General features: G+C 48.2%; 17 protein-coding genes and 1 tRNA gene. 14 read left to right on the top strand and 4 right to left on the bottom strand.

Annotated features, from left to right (window positions below; all coding sequences use genetic code 11):
- Positions 1-21: 21 nt before the first annotated feature.
- The 10 genes from dcuA (at position 22) to lysS (ending at position 13,579) form a co-directional block, all read left to right on the top strand.
- Complete coding sequence (gene dcuA / locus D9734_RS05430) at positions 22-1,323, top strand: anaerobic C4-dicarboxylate transporter DcuA (RefSeq protein ID WP_130205947.1); 1,302 nt, start codon at positions 22-24, stop codon at positions 1,321-1,323.
- 115 nt (positions 1,324-1,438) lie between these two features.
- Positions 1,439-1,777, top strand: coding sequence for a divalent cation tolerance protein CutA (gene cutA / locus D9734_RS05425; RefSeq protein WP_130205945.1), 339 nt, complete (start codon positions 1,439-1,441; stop codon positions 1,775-1,777).
- On the top strand, positions 1,753-3,450 hold the full coding sequence (gene dsbD, locus D9734_RS05420; protein ID WP_130205943.1) for a protein-disulfide reductase DsbD: 1,698 nt from the start codon (positions 1,753-1,755) through the stop codon (positions 3,448-3,450). The genes cutA and dsbD overlap by 25 nt, the downstream gene beginning before the upstream one ends.
- A gap of 35 nt (positions 3,451-3,485) precedes the next feature.
- Positions 3,486-4,061 carry a transcriptional regulator gene (locus D9734_RS05415; protein ID WP_001188520.1) on the top strand — a complete coding sequence of 192 codons (576 nt, stop codon included), beginning with the start codon at positions 3,486-3,488 and terminating at the stop codon, positions 4,059-4,061.
- A gap of 106 nt (positions 4,062-4,167) precedes the next feature.
- A tRNA-Phe gene (locus D9734_RS05410) sits at positions 4,168-4,243 on the top strand.
- Between the two features lie 602 nt (positions 4,244-4,845).
- Positions 4,846-6,384 carry a lysine decarboxylation/transport transcriptional activator CadC gene (gene cadC / locus D9734_RS05400; RefSeq protein WP_130205941.1) on the top strand — a complete coding sequence of 513 codons (1,539 nt, stop codon included), beginning with the start codon at positions 4,846-4,848 and terminating at the stop codon, positions 6,382-6,384.
- A 362-nt stretch (positions 6,385-6,746) separates the two neighbouring features.
- Positions 6,747-8,081, top strand: a complete 1,335-nt coding sequence (cadB, locus tag D9734_RS05395) for a cadaverine/lysine antiporter (protein ID WP_130205939.1) — start codon at positions 6,747-6,749, stop codon at positions 8,079-8,081.
- A 79-nt stretch (positions 8,082-8,160) separates the two neighbouring features.
- Positions 8,161-10,308 carry a lysine decarboxylase CadA gene (gene cadA, locus D9734_RS05390; RefSeq protein WP_130205937.1) on the top strand — a complete coding sequence of 716 codons (2,148 nt, stop codon included), beginning with the start codon at positions 8,161-8,163 and terminating at the stop codon, positions 10,306-10,308.
- A 58-nt stretch (positions 10,309-10,366) separates the two neighbouring features.
- Complete coding sequence (gene dtpC / locus D9734_RS05385) at positions 10,367-11,824, top strand: dipeptide/tripeptide permease DtpC (protein WP_130205935.1); 1,458 nt, start codon at positions 10,367-10,369, stop codon at positions 11,822-11,824.
- 237 nt (positions 11,825-12,061) lie between these two features.
- Positions 12,062-13,579: a lysine--tRNA ligase gene (lysS, locus tag D9734_RS05380; RefSeq protein WP_130205933.1), complete on the top strand. Its 1,518-nt coding sequence runs from the start codon at positions 12,062-12,064 to the stop codon at positions 13,577-13,579.
- 118 nt (positions 13,580-13,697) lie between these two features.
- On the opposite strand, the gene ghoT is transcribed toward lysS, so the two are convergent.
- The 4 genes from ghoT to yjdI form a co-directional block, all read right to left on the bottom strand.
- Positions 13,698-13,871, bottom strand: a complete 174-nt coding sequence (gene ghoT / locus D9734_RS05375) for a type V toxin-antitoxin system toxin GhoT (protein WP_130205931.1) — start codon at positions 13,869-13,871, stop codon at positions 13,698-13,700.
- Between the two features lie 26 nt (positions 13,872-13,897).
- Positions 13,898-14,194: a type V toxin-antitoxin system endoribonuclease antitoxin GhoS gene (ghoS, locus tag D9734_RS05370; protein WP_130205929.1), complete on the bottom strand. Its 297-nt coding sequence runs from the start codon at positions 14,192-14,194 to the stop codon at positions 13,898-13,900.
- A 217-nt stretch (positions 14,195-14,411) separates the two neighbouring features.
- A complete protein-coding gene (locus D9734_RS05365; protein WP_000405647.1) occupies positions 14,412-14,684 on the bottom strand; it encodes a GNAT family N-acetyltransferase in 273 nt (90 codons plus the stop codon).
- An 11-nt stretch (positions 14,685-14,695) separates the two neighbouring features.
- Positions 14,696-14,926, bottom strand: coding sequence for a 4Fe-4S mono-cluster protein YjdI (gene yjdI / locus D9734_RS05360; protein ID WP_130205927.1), 231 nt, complete (start codon positions 14,924-14,926; stop codon positions 14,696-14,698).
- Positions 14,927-15,105: 179 nt separating this feature from the next.
- Between yjdI and D9734_RS05355 the strand changes: the two genes are divergently transcribed.
- The 4 genes from D9734_RS05355 (at position 15,106) to fumB (ending at position 21,074) form a co-directional block, all read left to right on the top strand.
- Complete coding sequence (locus D9734_RS05355; RefSeq protein WP_130205925.1) at positions 15,106-16,737, top strand: sensor histidine kinase; 1,632 nt, start codon at positions 15,106-15,108, stop codon at positions 16,735-16,737.
- The gene (gene dcuR, locus D9734_RS05350; protein WP_130205923.1) at positions 16,734-17,453 is read left to right on the top strand and encodes a two-component system response regulator DcuR; all 720 of its coding nucleotides are present in this window, start codon (positions 16,734-16,736) and stop codon (positions 17,451-17,453) included. The genes D9734_RS05355 and dcuR overlap by 4 nt, the downstream gene beginning before the upstream one ends.
- A 556-nt stretch (positions 17,454-18,009) precedes the next feature.
- On the top strand, positions 18,010-19,350 hold the full coding sequence (gene dcuB, locus D9734_RS05345; RefSeq protein WP_000899528.1) for an anaerobic C4-dicarboxylate transporter DcuB: 1,341 nt from the start codon (positions 18,010-18,012) through the stop codon (positions 19,348-19,350).
- Between the two features lie 77 nt (positions 19,351-19,427).
- A complete protein-coding gene (fumB, locus tag D9734_RS05340) occupies positions 19,428-21,074 on the top strand; it encodes a class I fumarate hydratase (RefSeq protein WP_130205921.1) in 1,647 nt (548 codons plus the stop codon).
- Positions 21,075-21,186 lie beyond the last annotated feature (112 nt).

Raw genomic sequence — 21,186 nt, 5'->3', positions numbered from 1 at the left:
TAAAAAACAAGGAAGGCTAATATGCTAGTTGTAGAACTCATCATCGTTTTGCTGGCGATCTTCTTGGGCGCCAGATTAGGGGGAATTGGTATTGGTTTTGCAGGTGGATTGGGGGTGCTGGTTCTTGCCGCTATCGGCGTCAAGCCTGGTAACATCCCATTCGATGTCATTTCCATTATCATGGCGGTTATCGCTGCTATTTCTGCTATGCAGGTTGCTGGCGGTCTGGACTATCTGGTTCACCAGACAGAAAAGCTGCTGCGCCGTAACCCGAAATACATCACGATCCTTGCACCGATCGTAACCTATTTCCTGACCATCTTTGCTGGTACCGGCAACATCTCTCTGGCGACACTGCCAGTTATCGCTGAAGTTGCGAAGGAACAAGGCGTTAAACCTTGCCGTCCGCTGTCTACTGCAGTGGTATCCGCGCAGATTGCGATCACCGCATCGCCAATCTCTGCGGCGGTAGTTTACATGTCTTCCGTGATGGAAGGTCATGGCATCAGCTACCTGCATCTGCTCTCTGTGGTCATCCCGTCTACCCTGCTGGCAGTTCTGGTGATGTCCTTCCTGGTAACCATGCTTTTCAACTCCAAACTGTCTGACGATCCGATTTATCGCAAGCGTCTGGAAGAAGGTCTGGTTGAACTGCGCGGTGAGAAACAGATTGAAATCAAACAAGGCGCGAAAGCATCCGTCTGGCTGTTCCTGCTGGGCGTAGTTGGCGTGGTTATCTATGCGATTATCAACAGCCCGAGCATGGGCCTGGTTGAAAAACCGCTGATGAACACCACTAACGCGATCCTGATTATCATGTTGAGCGTTGCAACCCTGACCACTGTTCTTTGTAAAGTGGACACCGACAACATCCTCAACTCCAGCACCTTCAAAGCAGGTATGAGCGCCTGTATTTGTATCCTGGGTGTTGCATGGCTGGGCGATACTTTCGTTTCCAACAACATCGACTGGATCAAAGATACCGCTGGTGAAGTTATTCAGGGCCATCCGTGGCTGCTGGCTGTTATCTTCTTCTTTGCTTCTGCTCTGCTGTACTCTCAGGCTGCAACTGCAAAAGCACTGATGCCGATGGCTCTGGCGCTGAACGTTTCTCCACTGACCGCTGTAGCTTCTTTCGCAGCCGTGTCTGGTCTGTTCATTCTGCCGACCTACCCGACGCTGGTTGCTGCGGTACAGATGGATGACACGGGTACCACTCGTATCGGTAAATTCGTCTTCAACCATCCGTTCTTTATCCCAGGTACTCTGGGTGTTGCCCTGGCCGTTTGCTTCGGCTTCGTGCTGGGCAGCGTGATGCTGTAATGACAAATCGCGGGGCGTTCACGCCCCGCTTTCTTTCCCGCCGACTAACATCCTTTCCCCGTCCGTTGTATAGTGACCTCTCTCTTGCGGTTCCATCTGTTCTTGCGAGGTGTTTATGCTTGCTGAAAAAAGTTCGAATACCGCGTCCGTCGTGGTGCTGTGCACCGCGCCGGATGAAGCGACGGCCCAGGAATTAGCCGCCAAAGTGTTGGCGGAAAAACTGGCGGCCTGCGCAACCTTGATTCCTGGCGCTACCTCTCTCTATTACTGGGAAGGTAAACTGGAACAGGAATACGAAGTGCAGATGATTTTAAAAACCACCGTATCTCACCAGCAGGCACTGCTGGAATGCCTGAAGTCTCATCATCCGTATCAAACCCCGGAGCTTCTGGTTTTACCTGTTACACACGGAGACACAGATTACCTCTCATGGCTCAACGCATCTTTACGCTGATCCTGCTACTTTGCAGCACTTCCGTTTTTGCCGGATTATTCGACGCGCCGGGACGCTCACAATTTGTCCCCGCGGATCAAGCCTTTGCTTTTGATTTTCAGCAAAACCAACATGAGCTTAATCTGAGCTGGCAGATCAAAGACGGTTACTATCTTTACCGTAAACAGATCCGCATTACGCCGGAACAAGCGAAAATTGCCGACGTGCAGCTGCCCCAGGGCGTCTGGCATGAAGATGAGTTTTACGGCAAAAGCGAGATTTACCGCGAGCGGCTGACGCTTCCTGTGACCATCAACCAAGCAAGTGCGGGTGCGACATTGACTGTCACCTACCAGGGCTGTGCTGACGCCGGTTTTTGTTATCCGCCAGAAACCAAAACCGTTCCGTTAAGCGAAGTGGTTACCAACAACGCGACGCCACCGTCTGCATCAGTTCCGCAGCAAGAGCAGCCCGTCGCGCAATTGCCCTTTTCCGCGCTCTGGGCGTTGTTGATTGGTATCGGTATCGCCTTTACGCCATGCGTGCTGCCAATGTACCCACTGATTTCTGGCATCGTGCTGGGCGGTAAACAGCGGCTCTCCACTGCCAGAGCATTGTTGCTGACCTTTATTTATGTGCAGGGGATGGCGCTGACTTACACGGCACTGGGTCTGGTGGTTGCCGCCGCAGGGTTACAGTTCCAGGCGGCGCTACAGCACCCATACGTGCTCATTGGCCTCGCTATCGTCTTTACCTTGCTGGCGATGTCAATGTTTGGCTTGTTTACTCTGCAACTCCCCTCTTCGCTGCAAACACGTCTCACGCTGATGAGCAATCGCCAACAGGGCGGCTCACCTGGCGGTGTGTTTGTTATGGGGGCGATTGCCGGACTGATCTGTTCACCATGCACCACCGCACCGCTTAGCGCGATTCTGTTGTATATCGCCCAAAGCGGGAACATGTGGCTGGGGGGCGGCACGCTTTATCTCTATGCGCTGGGCATGGGCCTGCCGCTGATGCTAATAACCGTCTTTGGTAACCGCCTGCTGCCGAAAAGCGGCCCGTGGATGGAACAGGTCAAAACCGCATTTGGTTTTGTGATCCTCGCACTGCCGGTCTTCCTGCTGGAGCGAGTAGTTGGTGATGTCTGGGGATTACGCTTGTGGTCGGCGCTTGGTGTCGCGTTCTTTGGCTGGGCCTTTATCACCAGCTTACAGGCCAAACGCGGCTGGATGCGTATTGTGCAAATTATCCTGCTGGCGGCAGCATTGGTTAGCGTGCGCCCACTCCAGGATTGGGCATTTGGCGCGACGCATACCGCGCAAACTCAGGCGCATCTCAACTTTACACAAATCAAAACGGTAGATGAGTTAAATCAGGCACTCGCTGAAGCCAAAGGCAAACCGGTGATGTTAGATCTCTATGCCGACTGGTGCGTCGCCTGTAAAGAGTTTGAGAAATACACCTTCAGCGACCCGCAGGTGCAAAAAGCGTTAGCAGACACGGTCTTACTTCAGGCCAACGTCACTGCCAACGACGCACAAGATGTGGCGCTGTTAAAGCATCTAAATGTCCTTGGCCTACCGACAATTCTCTTTTTTGACGGACAAGGCCAGGAGCATCCACAAGCGCGCGTCACGGGCTTTATGGATGCTGAAACCTTCAGCGCACATTTGCGCGATCGCCAACCGTGAACGACACTTCAGTGGGAAAGACGGAGGAAAATAGCGTGCAACGTGAAGATGTACTGGGAGAAGCCCTGAAATTATTAGAATTACAAGGGATTGCCAACACCACGCTGGAGATGGTTGCTGAACGTGTGGATTATCCACTGGACGAGCTGCGCCGCTTCTGGCCAGACAAAGAGGCGATCCTCTACGATGCGCTGCGTTATCTTAGCCAACAGATAGATGTCTGGCGTCGTCAGCTGATGCTGGACGAAACGCAAACCGCCGAACAAAAGCTGCTGGCACGTTATCAGGCGCTATCGGAGTGCGTTAAAAACAACCGCTATCCGGGCTGTCTGTTTATCGCTGCCTGTACGTTTTATCCCGATCCTGGCCACCCTATTCATCAATTGGCCGATCAGCAAAAAAGCGCGGCCTACGACTTTACCCACGAACTGTTAACCACGCTGGAAGTGGACGATCCGGCGATGGTAGCAAAGCAGATGGAACTGGTGCTGGAAGGTTGTTTAAGCCGAATGCTGGTGAATCGTAGCCAGGCGGATGTCGACACCGCACATCGGCTGGCGGAAGATATCCTGCGCTTCGCTCGCTGCCGCCAGGGTGGCGCACTGACCTGACAGAAACACAGAAAAGAAGCGATTTGCCGCAATCTTAAGCAGTTGAATCGCTTTTACTGAAATTAGGTTGACGAGATGTGCAGATTACGGTTTAATGCGCCCCGTTGCCCGGATAGCTCAGTCGGTAGAGCAGGGGATTGAAAATCCCCGTGTCCTTGGTTCGATTCCGAGTCCGGGCACCAAATTCATATGAACGGACCTCCACGGAGGTCCGTTTTTCGTTTCAGGACGCGACGATTTAACCGTTCTTCCTCCAAATCACTCCCACCAAACTCAACCAAATTCTCCCCACATCACCAGCATTTTGCGGGTATACCCCTGTTTGAGAAAATTTGTCCCTGAGCTATGACACTGACTGACGCGAAATATCGTGCGGCCCCGTGATGCTGTTGAACGTCAAATGACGTCATCAGGAGCGTAACGCATCCATAAACAGAACGCCGACTGATGAGATTTCCTGGATGCGAACAAAGAGAAATGTATCAGTCCGTTTGATCATGCAAAGACTAACAATCCATTAAAATAGTAAGCGTTCCAGGCAATTTTCCGGGGATTATTTTCTGAACGTTTTCTTTGGCAAAGATAATCAATCTTGGTGGTAAGGCAAATTACTTCTGATTCTCATTAAAGTCATTTCGTAAGGCGATGTAATCAAGAGGTTTACGGGTGGTAAAAATAACGTCTCACATTCACCTGTAATATGTAAACGCATCCATCTATAGATGGTAAAAATAGGTTATGGCAATTATCATTGCACCATTCCCTTTTCGAATGAGTTTTTATTATGCAACAACCTGTAGTTCGCGTTGGCGAGTGGCTTGTTACTCCGTCCATAAACCAAATTAGTCGCAATGGGCGTCAACTTACCCTTGAGCCGAGACTAATCGATCTTCTGGTTTTCTTTGCTCAACACAGTGGCGAAGTACTTAGCAGAGATGAACTTATCGATAATGTCTGGAAGAGAAGTATTGTTACCAATCACGTTGTAACGCAGAGTATCTCAGAACTGCGTAAGTCATTAAAAGATAATGATGAAGATAGTCTTGTCTATATCGCTACTGTACCAAAGCGCGGTTATAAATTAATGGTGCCAGTTATCTGGTACAGCGAAGAGGAGGGAGAAGAAATAATGCAATCTTCGCCTCCCCCTATACCAGAGGCGATTCCTGACACAGATTCTCCTTCCCACAGTCTTAACATTCAAAACACCGCAACGCCACCTGAACAATCCCAACTTAAAAGCAAACGATTCACTACCTTTTGGGTATGGTTTTTTTTCCTGTTGTCGTTAGGTATCTGTGTAGCACTGGTGGCGTTTTCCAGTCTTGAAACGCGCCTTCCTATGAGTAAATCGCGTATTTTGCTCAATCCACGCGATATTGACATTAATATGGTGAATAAGAGTTGTAACAGCTGGACTTCCCCGTATCAGCTCTCTTACGCGATAGGCGTGGGTGATTTGGTGGCTACGTCACTTAATACCTTCTCCACTTTTATGGTTCATGACAAAATCAACTACAACATTGATGAACCGAGCAGTTCCGGTAAAACATTATCTATTGCGTTTGTTAATCAGCGCCAATACCGCGCTCAACAGTGCTTTATGTCGGTGAAATTGGTAGACAATGCAGATGGTTCAACCATGCTGGATAAACGTTATGTCATCACTAACGGTAATCAGCTGGCGATTCAAAATGATTTACTGGAGAGTTTGTCAAAAGCGTTAAATCAACCGTGGCCACAACGAATGCAGGAGATGCTCCAACAAATTTTGCCTCATCGTGGTGCGTTATTAACTAATTTTTATCAGGCACATGATTATTTAATGCATGGTGATGATAAATCATTGAACCGTGCCAGTGAGTTATTAGGTGAGATTGTTCAATCATCTCCCGAATTTACCTACGCGAGAGCAGAGAAAGCATTAGTTGATATAGTACGTCATTCTCAGCATCCTTTAGATGAAAAACAATTAGCAGCACTGAACACAGAAATTGATAACATTGCTACACTGCCAGGAATGAATAGTCTGGCCATTCTCTATCAAATAAAAGCGGTCAGTGCTCTGACAAAAGGAAAAACAGACGAATCTTATCAGGCGATAAATACTGGCATTGACCTTGAAATGTCCTGGCTAAATTATGTATTGCTTGGCAAAGTTTATGAGATGAAGGGGATGAACCGAGAAGCTGCTGATGCATATCTCACCGCCTTTAATTTACGCCCAGGAGCAAACACCCTTTACTGGATTGAAAATGGCATATTCCAGACTTCTGTTTCTTATGTTGTTCCTTATCTCGACAAATTTCTCGCTTCAGAATAAACGAATCCTGGGTTGATTCATTCGCGGGGATTTTTAGCGTTAAACGCTTGTATGTTTATTGACATAACATGTTGCAGCAATTTATTTGCTGCATAATTTTTTATTACATAAATTTAACCAGCAGCTTTCTCGTAATTCATTGTAAATATTGAATGTTTATCTTTTCATGATATCAACTTGCGATTCTGATCTGTTAATGAAGAGCTAAAATCCTCACTGACATAAACTTTTGTATTATTTCACCTAATCTTTAGGATTAATCTTTTTTTTTGAGTAGTCTTGTCGCCAGTTTGGTCTGGTCAGTAAATAGTTATACATCATGACCCGGACTCCAAATTCTAAAATGAAATTAGGAGAAGAGCATGAGTTCTGCCAAGAAGATTGGGCTATTTGCCTGTACCGGTGTTGTTGCCGGTAATATGATGGGGAGCGGTATTGCATTATTACCTGCGAACCTTGCAAGTATCGGTGGTATTGCTATCTGGGGTTGGATCATCTCTATTATTGGTGCAATGTCGCTGGCTTATGTATATGCCCGACTGGCAACAAAGAACCCGCAACAAGGTGGCCCAATTGCTTATGCTGGAGAAATTTCCCCTGCATTTGGTTTTCAGACAGGTGTTCTTTATTACCATGCTAACTGGATTGGTAACCTGGCGATTGGTATTACCGCTGTATCTTATCTTTCCACCTTCTTCCCAGTATTAAATGATCCTGTTCCGGCGGGTATCGCCTGTATTGCTATCGTCTGGGTATTTACCTTTGTAAATATGCTCGGCGGTACCTGGGTAAGCCGTTTAACCACTATTGGCCTGGTGCTGGTTCTTATTCCTGTGGTTATGACTGCTATTGTTGGCTGGCATTGGTTTGATGCTGCAACTTATGCAGCTAACTGGAATACTGCGGGTACCACTGATGGTCATGCGATCATTAAAAGTATTCTGCTCTGCCTGTGGGCCTTCGTGGGTGTTGAATCCGCAGCTGTAAGTACTGGTATGGTTAAAAACCCGAAACGTACCGTTCCACTGGCAACCATGCTGGGTACTGGTTTAGCAGGTATTGTTTACATTGCTGCGACTCAGGTGCTTTCCGGTATGTATCCGTCTTCTGTAATGGCAGCTTCCGGTGCTCCGTTTGCAATCAGTGCTTCAACTATCCTCGGTAACTGGGCTGCGCCGCTGGTTTCTGCATTCACCGCCTTTGCGTGCCTGACTTCTCTGGGCTCCTGGATGATGCTGGTAGGCCAGGCAGGTGTACGTGCCGCTAACGACGGAAACTTCCCGAAAGTTTATGGTGAAGTCGACAGCAACGGTATTCCGAAAAAAGGTCTGCTGCTGGCTGCAGTGAAAATGACTGCCCTGATGATCCTCATCACTCTGATGAACTCTGCCGGTGGTAAAGCATCTGACCTGTTCGGTGAACTGACCGGTATCGCAGTACTGCTGACTATGCTGCCGTACTTCTACTCTTGCGTTGACCTGATTCGTTTTGAAGGCGTTAACATCCGCAACTTTGTCAGCCTGATCTGCTCTGTACTGGGTTGCGTGTTCTGCTTCATCGCTCTGATGGGCGCAAGCTCCTTCGAGCTGGCAGGTACCTTCATCGTCAGCCTGATTATCCTGATGTTCTACGCTCGCAAAATGCACGAGCGCCAGAGCCACTCAATGGATAACCACACAGCATCTAACGCACATTAATTAAAAGTATTTTCCGAGGCTCCTCCTTTCATTTTGTCCCATGTGTTGGGAGGGGCCTTTTTTACCTGGAGATATGACTATGAACGTTATTGCAATATTGAATCACATGGGGGTTTATTTTAAAGAAGAACCCATCCGTGAACTTCATCGCGCGCTTGAACGTCTGAACTTCCAGATTGTTTACCCGAACGACCGTGACGACTTATTAAAACTGATCGAAAACAATGCGCGTCTGTGCGGTGTTATTTTTGACTGGGATAAATATAATCTCGAGTTGTGCGAAGAAATTAGCAAAATGAACGAGAACCTGCCGTTGTACGCGTTCGCTAATACATATTCCACACTCGATGTAAGCCTGAACGATCTGCGTTTACAGATTAGCTTCTTTGAATATGCGCTGGGTGCTGCTGATGATATTGCTAACAAGATCAAGCAGACCACTGACGAATATATCAACACTATTCTGCCTCCGCTGACCAAAGCGCTGTTTAAATATGTTCGTGAAGGTAAATATACTTTCTGTACTCCTGGTCACATGGGCGGTACTGCATTCCAGAAAAGCCCGGTAGGTAGCCTGTTCTATGATTTCTTTGGTCCGAACACCATGAAATCTGATATTTCCATTTCAGTATCTGAACTGGGTTCCCTGCTGGATCACAGCGGTCCACACAAAGAAGCAGAACAGTATATCGCTCGCGTCTTTAACGCAGAGCGCAGCTACATGGTGACCAACGGTACTTCCACTGCGAACAAAATTGTTGGTATGTACTCTGCTCCGGCAGGCAGCACCATTCTGATTGACCGTAACTGCCACAAATCGCTGACCCACCTGATGATGATGAGCGATGTTACGCCAATCTATTTCCGCCCGACCCGTAACGCTTACGGTATTCTTGGCGGTATTCCACAGAGTGAATTCCAGCACGCTACCATTGCTAAGCGCGTGAAAGAAACACCAAACGCGACCTGGCCGGTACATGCCGTAATTACTAACTCTACCTATGATGGTCTGCTGTACAACACCGACTTCATCAAGAAAACGCTGGATGTGAAATCCATCCACTTTGACTCCGCGTGGGTGCCTTACACCAACTTCTCACCGATTTACGAAGGTAAATGCGGTATGAGCGGTGGCCGTGTCGAAGGGAAAGTGATTTACGAAACCCAGTCCACTCACAAACTGCTGGCGGCGTTCTCTCAGGCTTCCATGATCCACGTTAAAGGTGATGTAAACGAAGAAACCTTTAACGAAGCCTACATGATGCACACCACCACTTCTCCGCACTACGGTATCGTGGCGTCCACTGAAACCGCTGCGGCGATGATGAAAGGTAATGCCGGTAAACGCCTGATCGACGGTTCCATTGAACGTGCGATCAAGTTCCGTAAAGAGATCAAACGTCTGAGAACGGAATCTGATGGCTGGTTCTTTGATGTATGGCAGCCGGATCATATCGATACTACTGAATGCTGGCCGCTGCGTTCTGACAGCACCTGGCACGGCTTCAAAAACATCGATAACGAGCACATGTATCTTGACCCGATCAAAGTCACTCTGCTGACTCCGGGGATGGAAAAAGACGGCACCATGAGCGACTTTGGTATTCCGGCCAGCATCGTGGCGAAATACCTCGACGAACATGGCATCGTTGTTGAGAAGACCGGTCCGTATAACCTGCTGTTCCTGTTCAGCATCGGTATTGATAAGACCAAAGCACTGAGCCTGCTGCGTGCTCTGACTGACTTCAAACGTGCGTTCGACCTGAACCTGCGTGTGAAAAACATGCTGCCGTCTCTGTATCGTGAAGATCCTGAATTCTATGAAAACATGCGTATTCAGGAACTGGCTCAGAATATCCACAAACTGATTGTTCACCACAATCTGCCGGATCTGATGTATCGCGCATTTGAAGTGCTGCCGACAATGGTAATGACTCCGTATGCTGCGTTCCAGAAAGAGCTGCACGGTATGACCGAAGAAGTTTACCTCGACGAAATGGTAGGTCGTATTAACGCCAATATGATCCTTCCGTATCCGCCGGGAGTTCCTCTGGTAATGCCAGGTGAAATGATCACCGAAGAAAGCCGTCCGGTTCTGGAGTTCCTGCAGATGCTGTGTGAAATCGGCGCTCACTATCCGGGCTTTGAAACCGATATTCACGGTGCATACCGTCAGGCTGATGGCCGCTATACCGTTAAGGTATTGAAAGAAGAAAGCAAAAAATAATTAGCTAGTACAAGGGAAGTGGCTTGCCACTTCCCTTTTTTGCTCATAAGGAGAACACATGAAAACACCCTCACAGCCGCGCGCGATATACTATATCGTGGCGATCCAGATCTGGGAGTACTTCAGTTTTTACGGCATGCGTGCCTTACTCATTCTCTATCTCACCCATCAGCTTGGTTTTGATGATAACCATGCCATCAGCCTGTTCAGCGCATACGCTTCTTTGGTTTACGTTACCCCTATTCTCGGCGGCTGGCTTGCCGACCGCCTGCTCGGCAACCGCACTGCGGTGATTGCCGGCGCGCTGTTAATGACCCTTGGCCATGTGGTGCTGGGCATTGATACAAATTCAACCTTTAGCCTGTATCTGGCGCTGGCAATCATTATTTGTGGCTACGGTTTATTCAAATCAAACATCAGCTGTTTGCTTGGCGAGCTCTACGACGAGAACGATCATCGACGTGATGGCGGTTTTTCGCTGCTGTATGCTGCGGGCAATATCGGTTCTATCGCAGCCCCCATCGCCTGCGGCCTGGCTGCTCAGTGGTATGGATGGCATGTTGGCTTTGCCCTTGCGGGTGGCGGCATGTTTATCGGTTTGTTGATTTTCTTAAGCGGTCATCGTCATTTCCAGTCCACGCGTAGTATGGATAAAAAAGCGCTCACTCGCGTGAAGTTTGCCTTACCGGTATGGAGCTGGTTAGTGGTGATGCTCTGTTTAGCCCCAGTATTTTTTACCCTGCTGCTGGAGAACGACTGGTCCGGATATTTGCTGGCGATTGTTTGCCTTATTGCTGCACAAATCATTGCCCGCATGATGATCAAATTCCCCGAACACCGCCGTGCTCTTTGGCAAATTGTATTGTTGATGTTTGTCGGGACGTTGTTCTGGGTACTGGCACAACAGGGCGGCAGTACCATCAGCTTGTTTATCGATCGCTTTGTGAATCGTCAGGCATTCAATATTGAAGTACCTACTGCGCTATTCCAGTCAGTGAATGCAATTGCGGTGATGCTCGCTGGAGTTGTACTTGCCTGGCTGGCGTCGCCAGAAAGCCACGGCAACTCAACATTGCGCGTCTGGCTGAAGTTTGCCTTTGGCTTACTGCTGATGGCTTGTGGCTTTATGTTGCTGGCATTTGATGCCCGACATGCAGCGGCTGGCGGTCAAGCGTCAATGGGTGTGATGATATCCGGGCTGGCGCTAATGGGCTTTGCCGAACTCTTTATTGACCCGGTGGCGATTGCGCAAATCACGCGTCTGAAAATGTCTGGCGTATTAACCGGTATTTATATGCTGGCAACAGGCGCGGTCGCCAACTGGCTGGCAGGCGTAGTGGCACAACAGACGACAGAGTCGCAAATTAGCGGTATGGCAATTGCAGCTTACCAGCGATTCTTTTCCCAGATGGGAGAGTGGACGTTGGCTTGTGTCGCGATCATCGTGGCATTGGCCTTTGCTACCCGATTTCTGTTTAGCACTCCGACGAATATGATACAGGAAAGCAACGATTAACTTCCGTAAAAACAATTAGTTATGAATCAATTTACTTTCAGTTAATCACACTAGCAAATCCCAGATTAATAAGATATTTAAACCATTTTTATGGTTATTTATTAGTGATATCAACTTGAGGTAAGCGTTGGTTTAGATAAGATGAACTGAGTTACTAATAGTCGAGGCAGATAATACAGTGTACCGATCTGTCTCTTTATCTACGCTAAATTGAAAGCTGGATTAAGAGGAACCAAAATGTCTGAACAAGAAACACAGGGAGCCAATGAGGCTATTGATTTTAACGATGAAATGAGAAATCGTCGCGAAAAACTGGCAGCGCTGCGTCAGCAAGGCGTGGCGTTTCCCAATGATTTTCGCCGCGACCATACTTCTGACCAGTTGCACGAAGAGTTTGATGCGAAGGATAACCAGGAACTGGAATCCTTAAACATTGAAGTCTCGATTGCTGGCCGAATGATGACCCGTCGAATCATGGGGAAAGCCTCCTTTGTAACATTGCAGGATGTCGGTGGCCGTATTCAACTGTACGTTGCACGAGATAGCCTGCCAGAAGGTGTTTATAACGATCAGTTTAAAAAATGGGACCTGGGTGACATTATCGGTGCCCGCGGTACGCTGTTTAAGACGCAAACTGGTGAGCTTTCCATTCACTGTACTGAGTTACGCCTGCTGACTAAAGCACTACGTCCTTTACCAGATAAATTCCATGGTCTGCAGGATCAGGAAGTCCGTTATCGTCAACGTTATCTGGACCTCATCGCTAACGATAAATCCCGTCAAACGTTTGTTGTCCGTTCAAAAATTCTGGCCGCTATCCGCCAGTTCATGGTCGCACGCGGCTTTATGGAAGTAGAAACCCCGATGATGCAGGTAATTCCAGGTGGGGCATCTGCTCGCCCGTTTATTACCCATCATAATGCTCTGGATTTAGATATGTATCTGCGTATCGCGCCGGAGCTGTATCTGAAACGTCTGGTTGTAGGTGGTTTTGAACGGGTATTCGAAATCAACCGTAACTTCCGTAATGAAGGTATTTCTGTTCGTCATAATCCTGAGTTCACGATGATGGAACTCTACATGGCGTATGCGGATTACCACGATTTGATTGAACTGACAGAGTCACTGTTCCGCACCCTGGCACAAGAGGTACTGGGTACCACTAAAGTCACTTATGGCGAGCATGTGTTTGATTTCGGCAAACCGTTTGAAAAACTCACCATGCGTGAAGCAATCAAAAAATATCGTCCAGAAACCGATATGGCCGACCTGGATAATTTTGATGCCGCTAAAGCATTAGCTGAATCTATCGGTATTACAGTAGAGAAAAGCTGGGGGCTGGGACGTATTGTCACCGAAATCTTTGATGAAGTTGCAGAAGCACATCTGATTCAGCCAACCTTTATTACTGAGTATCCGGCAGAAGTGTCACCGCTGGCGCGCCGTAATGATGTTAACCCGGAAATCACCGACCGTTTTGAATTCTTCATCGGTGGTCGTGAAATCGGTAATGGTTTTAGCGAATTAAACGACGCAGAAGATCAGGCTGAACGTTTCCAGGAACAGGTTAACGCCAAAGCTGCAGGTGACGACGAAGCGATGTTCTACGACGAAGATTACGTGACTGCGTTGGAATATGGTCTGCCGCCAACCGCAGGTCTGGGAATTGGTATCGACCGAATGATTATGCTGTTTACTAACAGTCATACTATTCGCGACGTTATTCTCTTCCCGGCGATGCGTCCACAGAAATAAGTTTCACTTTAATGAACGAAGCAGCCAGGCGACTGCTTCGTTCGTCATTCCGCAAATCAAGTTTTGAGGAGAGACGCTTCGTTTCAAGATAACCAGCGGATCCACTCAACCACAGCTCCTAAAAGAGAGAAAAAAGTAATGCCACAGGCAGACTCATTGGCCAGGTTATTCCTACCAGGAATGCACTAAGTAAACGAATATGTGTTTTCTCATGTGAGATAAACCAGATAATGACAAAGGATATGTTCACACCAATCACATAAAAAATTAATATTTTATAGAATAGTGTCATTTTGAATATCTTCTTATCCCTTCCATCTATTTGTAAAACTGACGGAAATAGTCATCAACTATCATAATGTTGAGGTCAAAATCAATATCTGGCAAGTCTAAGCATTTGATCCTGATTAAATCTTCAATTTCACTTGCGGCTAATGATGTCGTTATTGCGAAAGAATTCTCATTCAATTGTCGTGGTATTCCATATTCATCAGCCACTATAGAGGAGAAGTTCATATCATGCATCAATGATCTTAACCTTAAGAAAACTGAGGAATAAGATGATGGATAATCAAAAGAAACGACATAAGTATTGAACTTTTTTTTACCTTCCATAATAAGACTCCTATCAATATTAAATGCCCTGGGGATGCAAAGTTTATTAACCCCGATTGATGATTCTCATATAGGAGATATTCTTTTTTTTTTGCTCACTAAAGGGGATGACTTGGGACAAGAAAAAGCTCTCTCTGACCATTCTTTGTGCATCCCCCGACCCTTCAGATACTCCCCTGCATCGCATTACGCAGAGCATGAAAAATATCGTTACTCATCAACTGCGAATATCATCATACTCACGCGTTTTATCAAATTCGTGTTTCGCAAATGGGCACAGTGGGATAATTTTTCGTTTTTCCCGGCGCATTTTTTCCACGACTTTCGCAACCAACTGTTTACCAATCCCTTGCCCTTTCAGGCTTTCATCAACATCGGTATGTTCGATAATCGCTAAATTCTCTCCAGTCGGCACAAAGACAATTTCAGCGATTTGCTTACCCTGTTCGTCATTGATGTAAAATTTATTGTGACCTTCACGTATTTCCATTTTTCCCTCGCTTATTTATGACGGTATTTCAGTGCGCCGCTCGGGCACGTATCAATCACTTTCACTACAGTGGCGACGTCCACTTCATCCGGCATGATCCACGGCTTACGTTTGAGATTAAATAACTTGCCGTTGCCACGTACGCAATTGCCAGAATGCTGACATATTGCAGTGTTGAAATAGACATCGATCTTTTCGCCGGTATAGCAGCGATAACCACCGTCCAGTAGATCCTGATCCATGACCTTCCCTCTCTCATCAGTATGGTTTTCGCAATAAGCATAGCCCGGAATCTTCATACAGCACCGGCAGTTTCAGTTTCCAGAGTCTCTCCCCCTATATAGCCAATTATTCTTACTCCCTTTGAATTACCTGCCTCATCAGAGATAATGCTTAAGAAATTTGTCACACAAGGAAGCTGATGAGACATCCATTGCCCTACCGCAAGTTACGCAAACGTCCGATGAAATTGAGTACCACAGTGATCTTAATGGTCAGCGCGGTGCTGTTCTCGGTGCTGTTGGTGGTGCATCTGATTTACTTCTCGCAAATCAGTAATATGACGCGTGACGGACTGGCCAACAAGGCGCTGGCGGTAGCGCGTACCCTTGCCGATTCGCCGGAAATCCGTCAGGGCTTGCAGAAAAAACCGCAGGAGAGCGGGATCCAGGCCATCGCGGAAGCCGTGCGCAAACGTAACGATCTGCTATTTATTGTCGTTACCGATATGCAAAGTCTTCGCTACTCGCATCCTGAAGCCCAGCGTATTGGTCAGCCATTTAAAGGTGATGACATCCTTAAAGCGCTGAATGGCGAAGAAAATGTCGCTATCAATCGCGGTTTTCTGGCGCAGGCTTTACGCGTATTTACCCCCATCTATGATGAGAATAATAAACAGATTGGCGTGGTGGCGATCGGCCTTGAATTAAGCCGCGTGACCCAACAAATCAATGACAGTCGCTGGAGCATTATCTGGTCGGTGTTATTTGGCATGCTGGTCGGCCTCATCGGCACCTGCATTCTGGTTAAGGTGCTGAAAAAAATCCTTTTCGGCCTGGAACCCTACGAAATATCCACACTGTTTGAGCAACGCCAGGCCATGTTGCAGTCTATCAAAGAAGGCGTCGTTGCCGTGGACGATCGCGGCGAAGTCACGCTGATCAACGATGCCGCACAAGAATTGCTGAATTACCGTAAGTCGCAGGACGATGAGAAACTGTCGACGCTAAGCCACTCGTGGTCACAGGTAGTAGATGTCTCGGAAGTGTTACGCGACGGTACGCCGCGCCGCGACGAAGAGATTACCGTCAAAGATCGGCTATTACTGATCAACACCGTTCCGGTGCGCAGTAATGGCGTTATCATCGGTGCCATTTCAACCTTCAGGGATAAAACTGAAGTACGTAAACTGATGCAGCGACTGGATGGTCTGGTCAACTATGCTGACGCACTTCGTGAACGATCCCACGAATTTATGAATAAATTGCACGTGATTCTCGGATTATTGCATCTGAAGAGTTATAAGCAGTTGGAAGATTACATTCTCAAAACAGCCAATAACTATCAGGAAGAGATTGGCTCTCTGTTGGGCAAGATCAAATCGCCGGTTATCGCTGGTTTTTTAATCAGCAAGATTAACCGCGCGACCGATTTAGGCCATACGCTGATTTTAAACAGCGAAAGCCAGTTGCCCGACAGCGGCAGTGAAGACCAGGTCGCGACGCTGATCACCACGTTGGGAAATCTGATAGAAAACGCGCTGGAGGCATTAGGGCCGGAACCCGGAGGCGAAATTAGCGTAACATTGCACTACCGTCACGGCTGGCTGCACTGTGAAGTTAACGATGATGGACCGGGGATCGCACCCGACAAAATCGATCACATTTTTGACAAAGGTGTCTCGACAAAAGGAAGCGAACGAGGCGTCGGTTTAGCTCTTGTCAAACAACAGGTAGAAAATCTCGACGGCAGTATCGCCGTAGAATCGGAACCCGGGATTTTCACACAATTTTTTGTCCAGATACCCTGGGACGGGGAGAAGTCGAGCAAATGATCAATGTATTAATTATCGATGACGACGCAATGGTGGCGGAGCTGAATCGCCGATACGTGGCGCAGATCCCGGGCTTTCAATGCTGCGGAACGGCCTCTACACTGGAAAAAGCCAAAGAGATAATTTTCAACAGCGACACGTCTATTGACCTGATATTGCTCGATATCTATATGCAGAAGGAGAACGGGCTCGATTTACTTCCGGTACTGCATAACGCTCGCTGCAAAAGCGATGTGATAGTCATCTCTTCCGCCGCCGATGCCGCGACGATTAAAGATTCGCTGCATTACGGCGTTGTTGATTACCTGATAAAACCCTTCCAGGCATCACGCTTTGAAGAGGCACTCACCGGCTGGCGACAAAAGAAAATGGCGCTGGAAAAACATCAGTATTATGACCAGGCCGAGCTGGATCAGCTAATCCATGGCAGCAGCGCCAACGAGCAGGATCCTCGTCGCTTGCCAAAAGGCTTAACGCCGCAGACGTTACGCACGCTGTGCCAGTGGATTGACGCGCATCAGGACTATGAGTTTTCAACCGACGAGTTGGCCAACGAGGTGAACATCTCGCGCGTTTCCTGCCGCAAGTACCTGATCTGGCTGGTCAACTGCCACATCTTATTTACCAGCATCCATTATGGCGTCACGGGTCGTCCGGTTTACCGTTACCGTATTCAAGCGGAACATTACTCATTGCTGAAACAATATTGCCAATAACGCACCATTGGTTATCCGCAAGTAACAATTATTGCAGTAATGCAAAAGAGCACTGGCACAAGTTACATCGTCCATCAGTAAAACTTGTGCCAGATCAAATATAATTATCCCCTTCTCATTTCATCGATTTAATATTCTTTAGGATAAATAGTGTTTTTAATTTCAAAACGCTAACAAAAGTTAATTAACTATTATGTCACCCGCATTATGTGTATTTTTACCCATAAATAGGTAGATAAGAATAATCTATAACCGTCATTAGAACAAAAAATATACCAATAAATATCAATAAGATAGTAGAAAACAAACTATTAACATCTGCGCAGCACAAACTATAACCCCATCGCCAGAGAGTATTTTTCTCTGAAAAAGTCGCTTATCACAGTGTATTAATTTATTGCTGCCTGAATCAGCCAATATTCACTGTGAAGTAATTACTCAGACCAGTAACGACCAAAAGGATATTAGTCAGGCTCTGAAAAAAGTTCATACAAACAGAACGAGACTGCGTTCTATTCAGTAGAAATTTAAATGGGATTATCGCGAGGGTTCACAAATGTTATTTACTATCCAACTTATCATAATATTGATATGTCTGTTCTATGGCGCCAGAAAGGGCGGTATCGCGCTAGGTCTATTAGGCGGTATCGGCCTCGTCATTCTGGTATTCGTCTTCCATCTTCAGCCAGGTAAACCACCGGTTGATGTTATGCTGGTTATCATCGCGGTGGTGGCGGCATCGGCCACGTTGCAAGCCTCGGGCGGCCTTGACGTCATGCTGCAAATTGCCGAGAAACTGCTGCGCCGCAATCCGAAATATGTCTCCATTGTCGCGCCGTTTGTTACCTGTACGCTGACCATTCTTTGCGGTACAGGTCACGTGGTTTACACCATCCTGCCAATCATCTACGACGTGGCAATTAAGAACAATATCCGTCCGGAACGTCCGATGGCGGCAAGTTCTATCGGTGCACAGATGGGGATTATCGCCAGTCCGGTGTCGGTTGCGGTAGTATCACTGGTCGCGATGTTGGGTAACGTTACCTTTGATGGTCGTCACCTTGAGTTCCTCGACCTGCTGGCAATCACCATTCCATCGACGTTACTCGGTATCCTGGCGATCGGTATTTTCAGTTGGTTCCGCGGTAAAGATCTGGATAAAGACGAAGAGTTCCAGAAATTCATCTCCGTACCGGAAAACCGTGAGTACGTTTACGGTGACACCGCGACGCTGCTGGATAAAAAACTGCCGAAAAGCAACTGGCTGGCAATGTGGATCTTCCTAGGGGCAATTGCCGTGGTCGCACTTCTCGGTGCTGATTCGGACCTGCGTCCGTCCTTCGGCGGCAAACCGCTGTCGATGGTCTTGGTTATTCAGATGTTTATGCTGCTGACCGGGGCGCTGATTATTATCCTGACCAAAACCAATCCCGCGTCTATCTCAAAAAACGAAGTATTCCGTTCCGGTATGATCGCCATCGTGGCGGTGTACGGTATCGCATGGATGGCAGAAACCATGTTCGGTGCGCATATGTCTGAAATTCAGGGCGTACTGGGCGAAATGGTGAAAGAGTATCCGTGGGCCTATGCCATTGTTCTGCTGCTGGTTTCCAAGTTTGTAAACTCCCAGGCCGCGGCGCTGGCGGCGATTGTTCCTGTCGCACTGGCGATTGGCGTTGACCCGGCTTACATCGTGGCTTCAGCACCGGCTTGCTACGGTTATTATATCCTGCCGACCTATCCGAGCGATCTGGCAGCGATTCAGTTTGACCGTTCCGGCACCACCCACATCGGTCGCTTCGTCATCAACCACAGCTTTATTCTGCCAGGGTTGATTGGCGTGAGCGTATCTTGCGTCTTTGGCTGGATCTTCGCCGCGATGTACGGGTTCTTATAAATGCACTTTGCGTGCCGCCCGTCGCTGTGCGGCACGCCATTTTCGTATAACAAATACAGAGTTACAGGCTGGAAGCTATGTCAAACAAACCATTTATCTACCAGGCGCCTTTCCCGATGGGGAAAGACAACACCGAATACTATCTGCTCACTTCCGATTACGTTAGCGTTGCCGAATTCAACGGCGAAACCATCCTGAAAGTGGAACCAGAAGCCCTGACCCTGCTGGCGCAGCAAGCCTTCCACGACGCCTCTTTTATGCTCCGCCCGGCACACCAGAAACAGGTTGCTTCTATTCTTCACGACCCAGAAGCCAGCGAGAACGATAAGTACGTGGCGCTGCAATTCTTGAGAAACTCCGAAATCGCCGCCAAAGGCGTGCTGCCGACCTGCCAGGATACCGGCACCGCGATCATTGTTGGTAAAAAAGGTCAGCGCGTATGGACCGGCGGTGGTGATGAAGAAGCGCTGTCGAAAGGCGTCTATAACACCTATATCGAAGATAACCTGCGCTATTCACAGAACGCGCCGCTGGACATGTACAAAGAGGTCAACACTGGCACTAACCTGCCTGCGCAAATCGACCTGTACGCGGTAGATGGCGATGAATATAAATTCCTCTGCGTCGCCAAAGGCGGCGGTTCTGCCAACAAAACGTATCTCTATCAGGAAACTAAAGCCCTGCTGACTCCGGGTAAACTGAAAAACTTCCTCGTCGAGAAAATGCGCACCCTCGGGACCGCAGCCTGCCCGCCGTACCATATCGCGTTTGTGATTGGCGGCACTTCTGCGGAAACCAACCTGAAAACCGTCAAGTTAGCAAGCGCTCACTATTACGATGAACTGCCGACCGAAGGGAACGAACACGGTCAGGCGTTCCGCGATGTCCAGCTGGAACAGGAACTGCTGGAAGAAGCCCAGAAACTCGGCCTCGGCGCGCAATTTGGCGGTAAATATTTTGCTCACGATATCCGCGTAATCCGCCTGCCGCGTCACGGCGCTTCCTGCCCGGTCGGTATGGGCGTGTCCTGTTCCGCTGACCGTAACATCAAAGCGAAAATTAACCGCGAAGGTATCTGGATCGAAAAACTGGAACACAACCCAGGCCAGTACATTCCGGAAGAACTGCGCCAGGCGGGTGAAGGCGAAGCGGTGAAAGTCGATCTCAACCGCCCAATGAAAGAGATCCTCGCCCAGCTTTCGCAATATCCGGTTTCCACTCGTTTGTCGCTCACCGGCACCATTATCGTGGGTCGCGATATTGCACACGCCAAGCTGAAAGAGCTGATTGACGCCGGTAAAGAACTACCGCAGTACATCAAAGATCACCCGATCTACTACGCGGGTCCGGCGAAAACCCCTGCCGGTTATCCTTCTGGTTCACTTGGCCCAACCACCGCAGGTCGTATGGACTCCTACGTGGATCTGCTGCAATCCCACGGCGGCAGCATGATCATGCTGGCGAAAGGTAACCGCAGTCAGCAGGTTACCGACGCGTGTCATAAACACGGCGGCTTCTACCTCGGTAGCATCGGCGGTCCGGCAGCGGTACTGGCACAGCAGAGCATCAAGCATCTGGAATGTGTCGCTTATCCGGAGCTGGGTATGGAAGCTATCTGGAAAATCGAAGTAGAAGATTTCCCGGCGTTTATCCTGGTCGATGACAAAGGCAACGACTTCTTCCAGCAGATCGTCAACAAACAGTGCGCGAACTGCACTAAGTAACCTCTTCGGCCCAGCGCCTGGCAGCATGCTGCCAGGTGATCCCCCTGGGCCACCTCTTTTGCGATTGTAATTTCACGCTTGCTGGTGAATAGTCAGTATTTTCCCTGACTTG

The organism is Escherichia sp. E14S1 (assembly GCF_004211995.1).
Classification (GTDB): Bacteria; Pseudomonadota; Gammaproteobacteria; order Enterobacterales; family Enterobacteriaceae; genus Escherichia.
The sequence above is the reverse complement of the archived record's forward strand: the minus strand, read 5'-3'. Positions and strand labels throughout refer to the sequence as shown.

Coding starts and splice junctions, on each gene's coding strand:
- dcuR (WP_130205923.1), top strand. CDS start 16,734: ATGATCAATGTATTAATTATCGATGACGACGCAATGGTGGCGGAGCTG.
- cadC (WP_130205941.1), top strand. CDS start 4,846: ATGCAACAACCTGTAGTTCGCGTTGGCGAGTGGCTTGTTACTCCGTCC.
- fumB (WP_130205921.1), top strand. CDS start 19,428: ATGTCAAACAAACCATTTATCTACCAGGCGCCTTTCCCGATGGGGAAA.
- D9734_RS05355 (WP_130205925.1), top strand. CDS start 15,106: ATGAGACATCCATTGCCCTACCGCAAGTTACGCAAACGTCCGATGAAA.
- cutA (WP_130205945.1), top strand. CDS start 1,439: ATGCTTGCTGAAAAAAGTTCGAATACCGCGTCCGTCGTGGTGCTGTGC.
- ghoS (WP_130205929.1), bottom strand. CDS start 14,194: ATGGAAGGTAAAAAAAAGTTCAATACTTATGTCGTTTCTTTTGATTAT.
- ghoT (WP_130205931.1), bottom strand. CDS start 13,871: ATGACACTATTCTATAAAATATTAATTTTTTATGTGATTGGTGTGAAC.
- yjdI (WP_130205927.1), bottom strand. CDS start 14,926: ATGGATCAGGATCTACTGGACGGTGGTTATCGCTGCTATACCGGCGAA.
- lysS (WP_130205933.1), top strand. CDS start 12,062: ATGTCTGAACAAGAAACACAGGGAGCCAATGAGGCTATTGATTTTAAC.
- cadB (WP_130205939.1), top strand. CDS start 6,747: ATGAGTTCTGCCAAGAAGATTGGGCTATTTGCCTGTACCGGTGTTGTT.
- dcuA (WP_130205947.1), top strand. CDS start 22: ATGCTAGTTGTAGAACTCATCATCGTTTTGCTGGCGATCTTCTTGGGC.
- dcuB (WP_000899528.1), top strand. CDS start 18,010: ATGTTATTTACTATCCAACTTATCATAATATTGATATGTCTGTTCTAT.
- D9734_RS05365 (WP_000405647.1), bottom strand. CDS start 14,684: ATGGAAATACGTGAAGGTCACAATAAATTTTACATCAATGACGAACAG.
- dsbD (WP_130205943.1), top strand. CDS start 1,753: ATGGCTCAACGCATCTTTACGCTGATCCTGCTACTTTGCAGCACTTCC.
- dtpC (WP_130205935.1), top strand. CDS start 10,367: ATGAAAACACCCTCACAGCCGCGCGCGATATACTATATCGTGGCGATC.
- cadA (WP_130205937.1), top strand. CDS start 8,161: ATGAACGTTATTGCAATATTGAATCACATGGGGGTTTATTTTAAAGAA.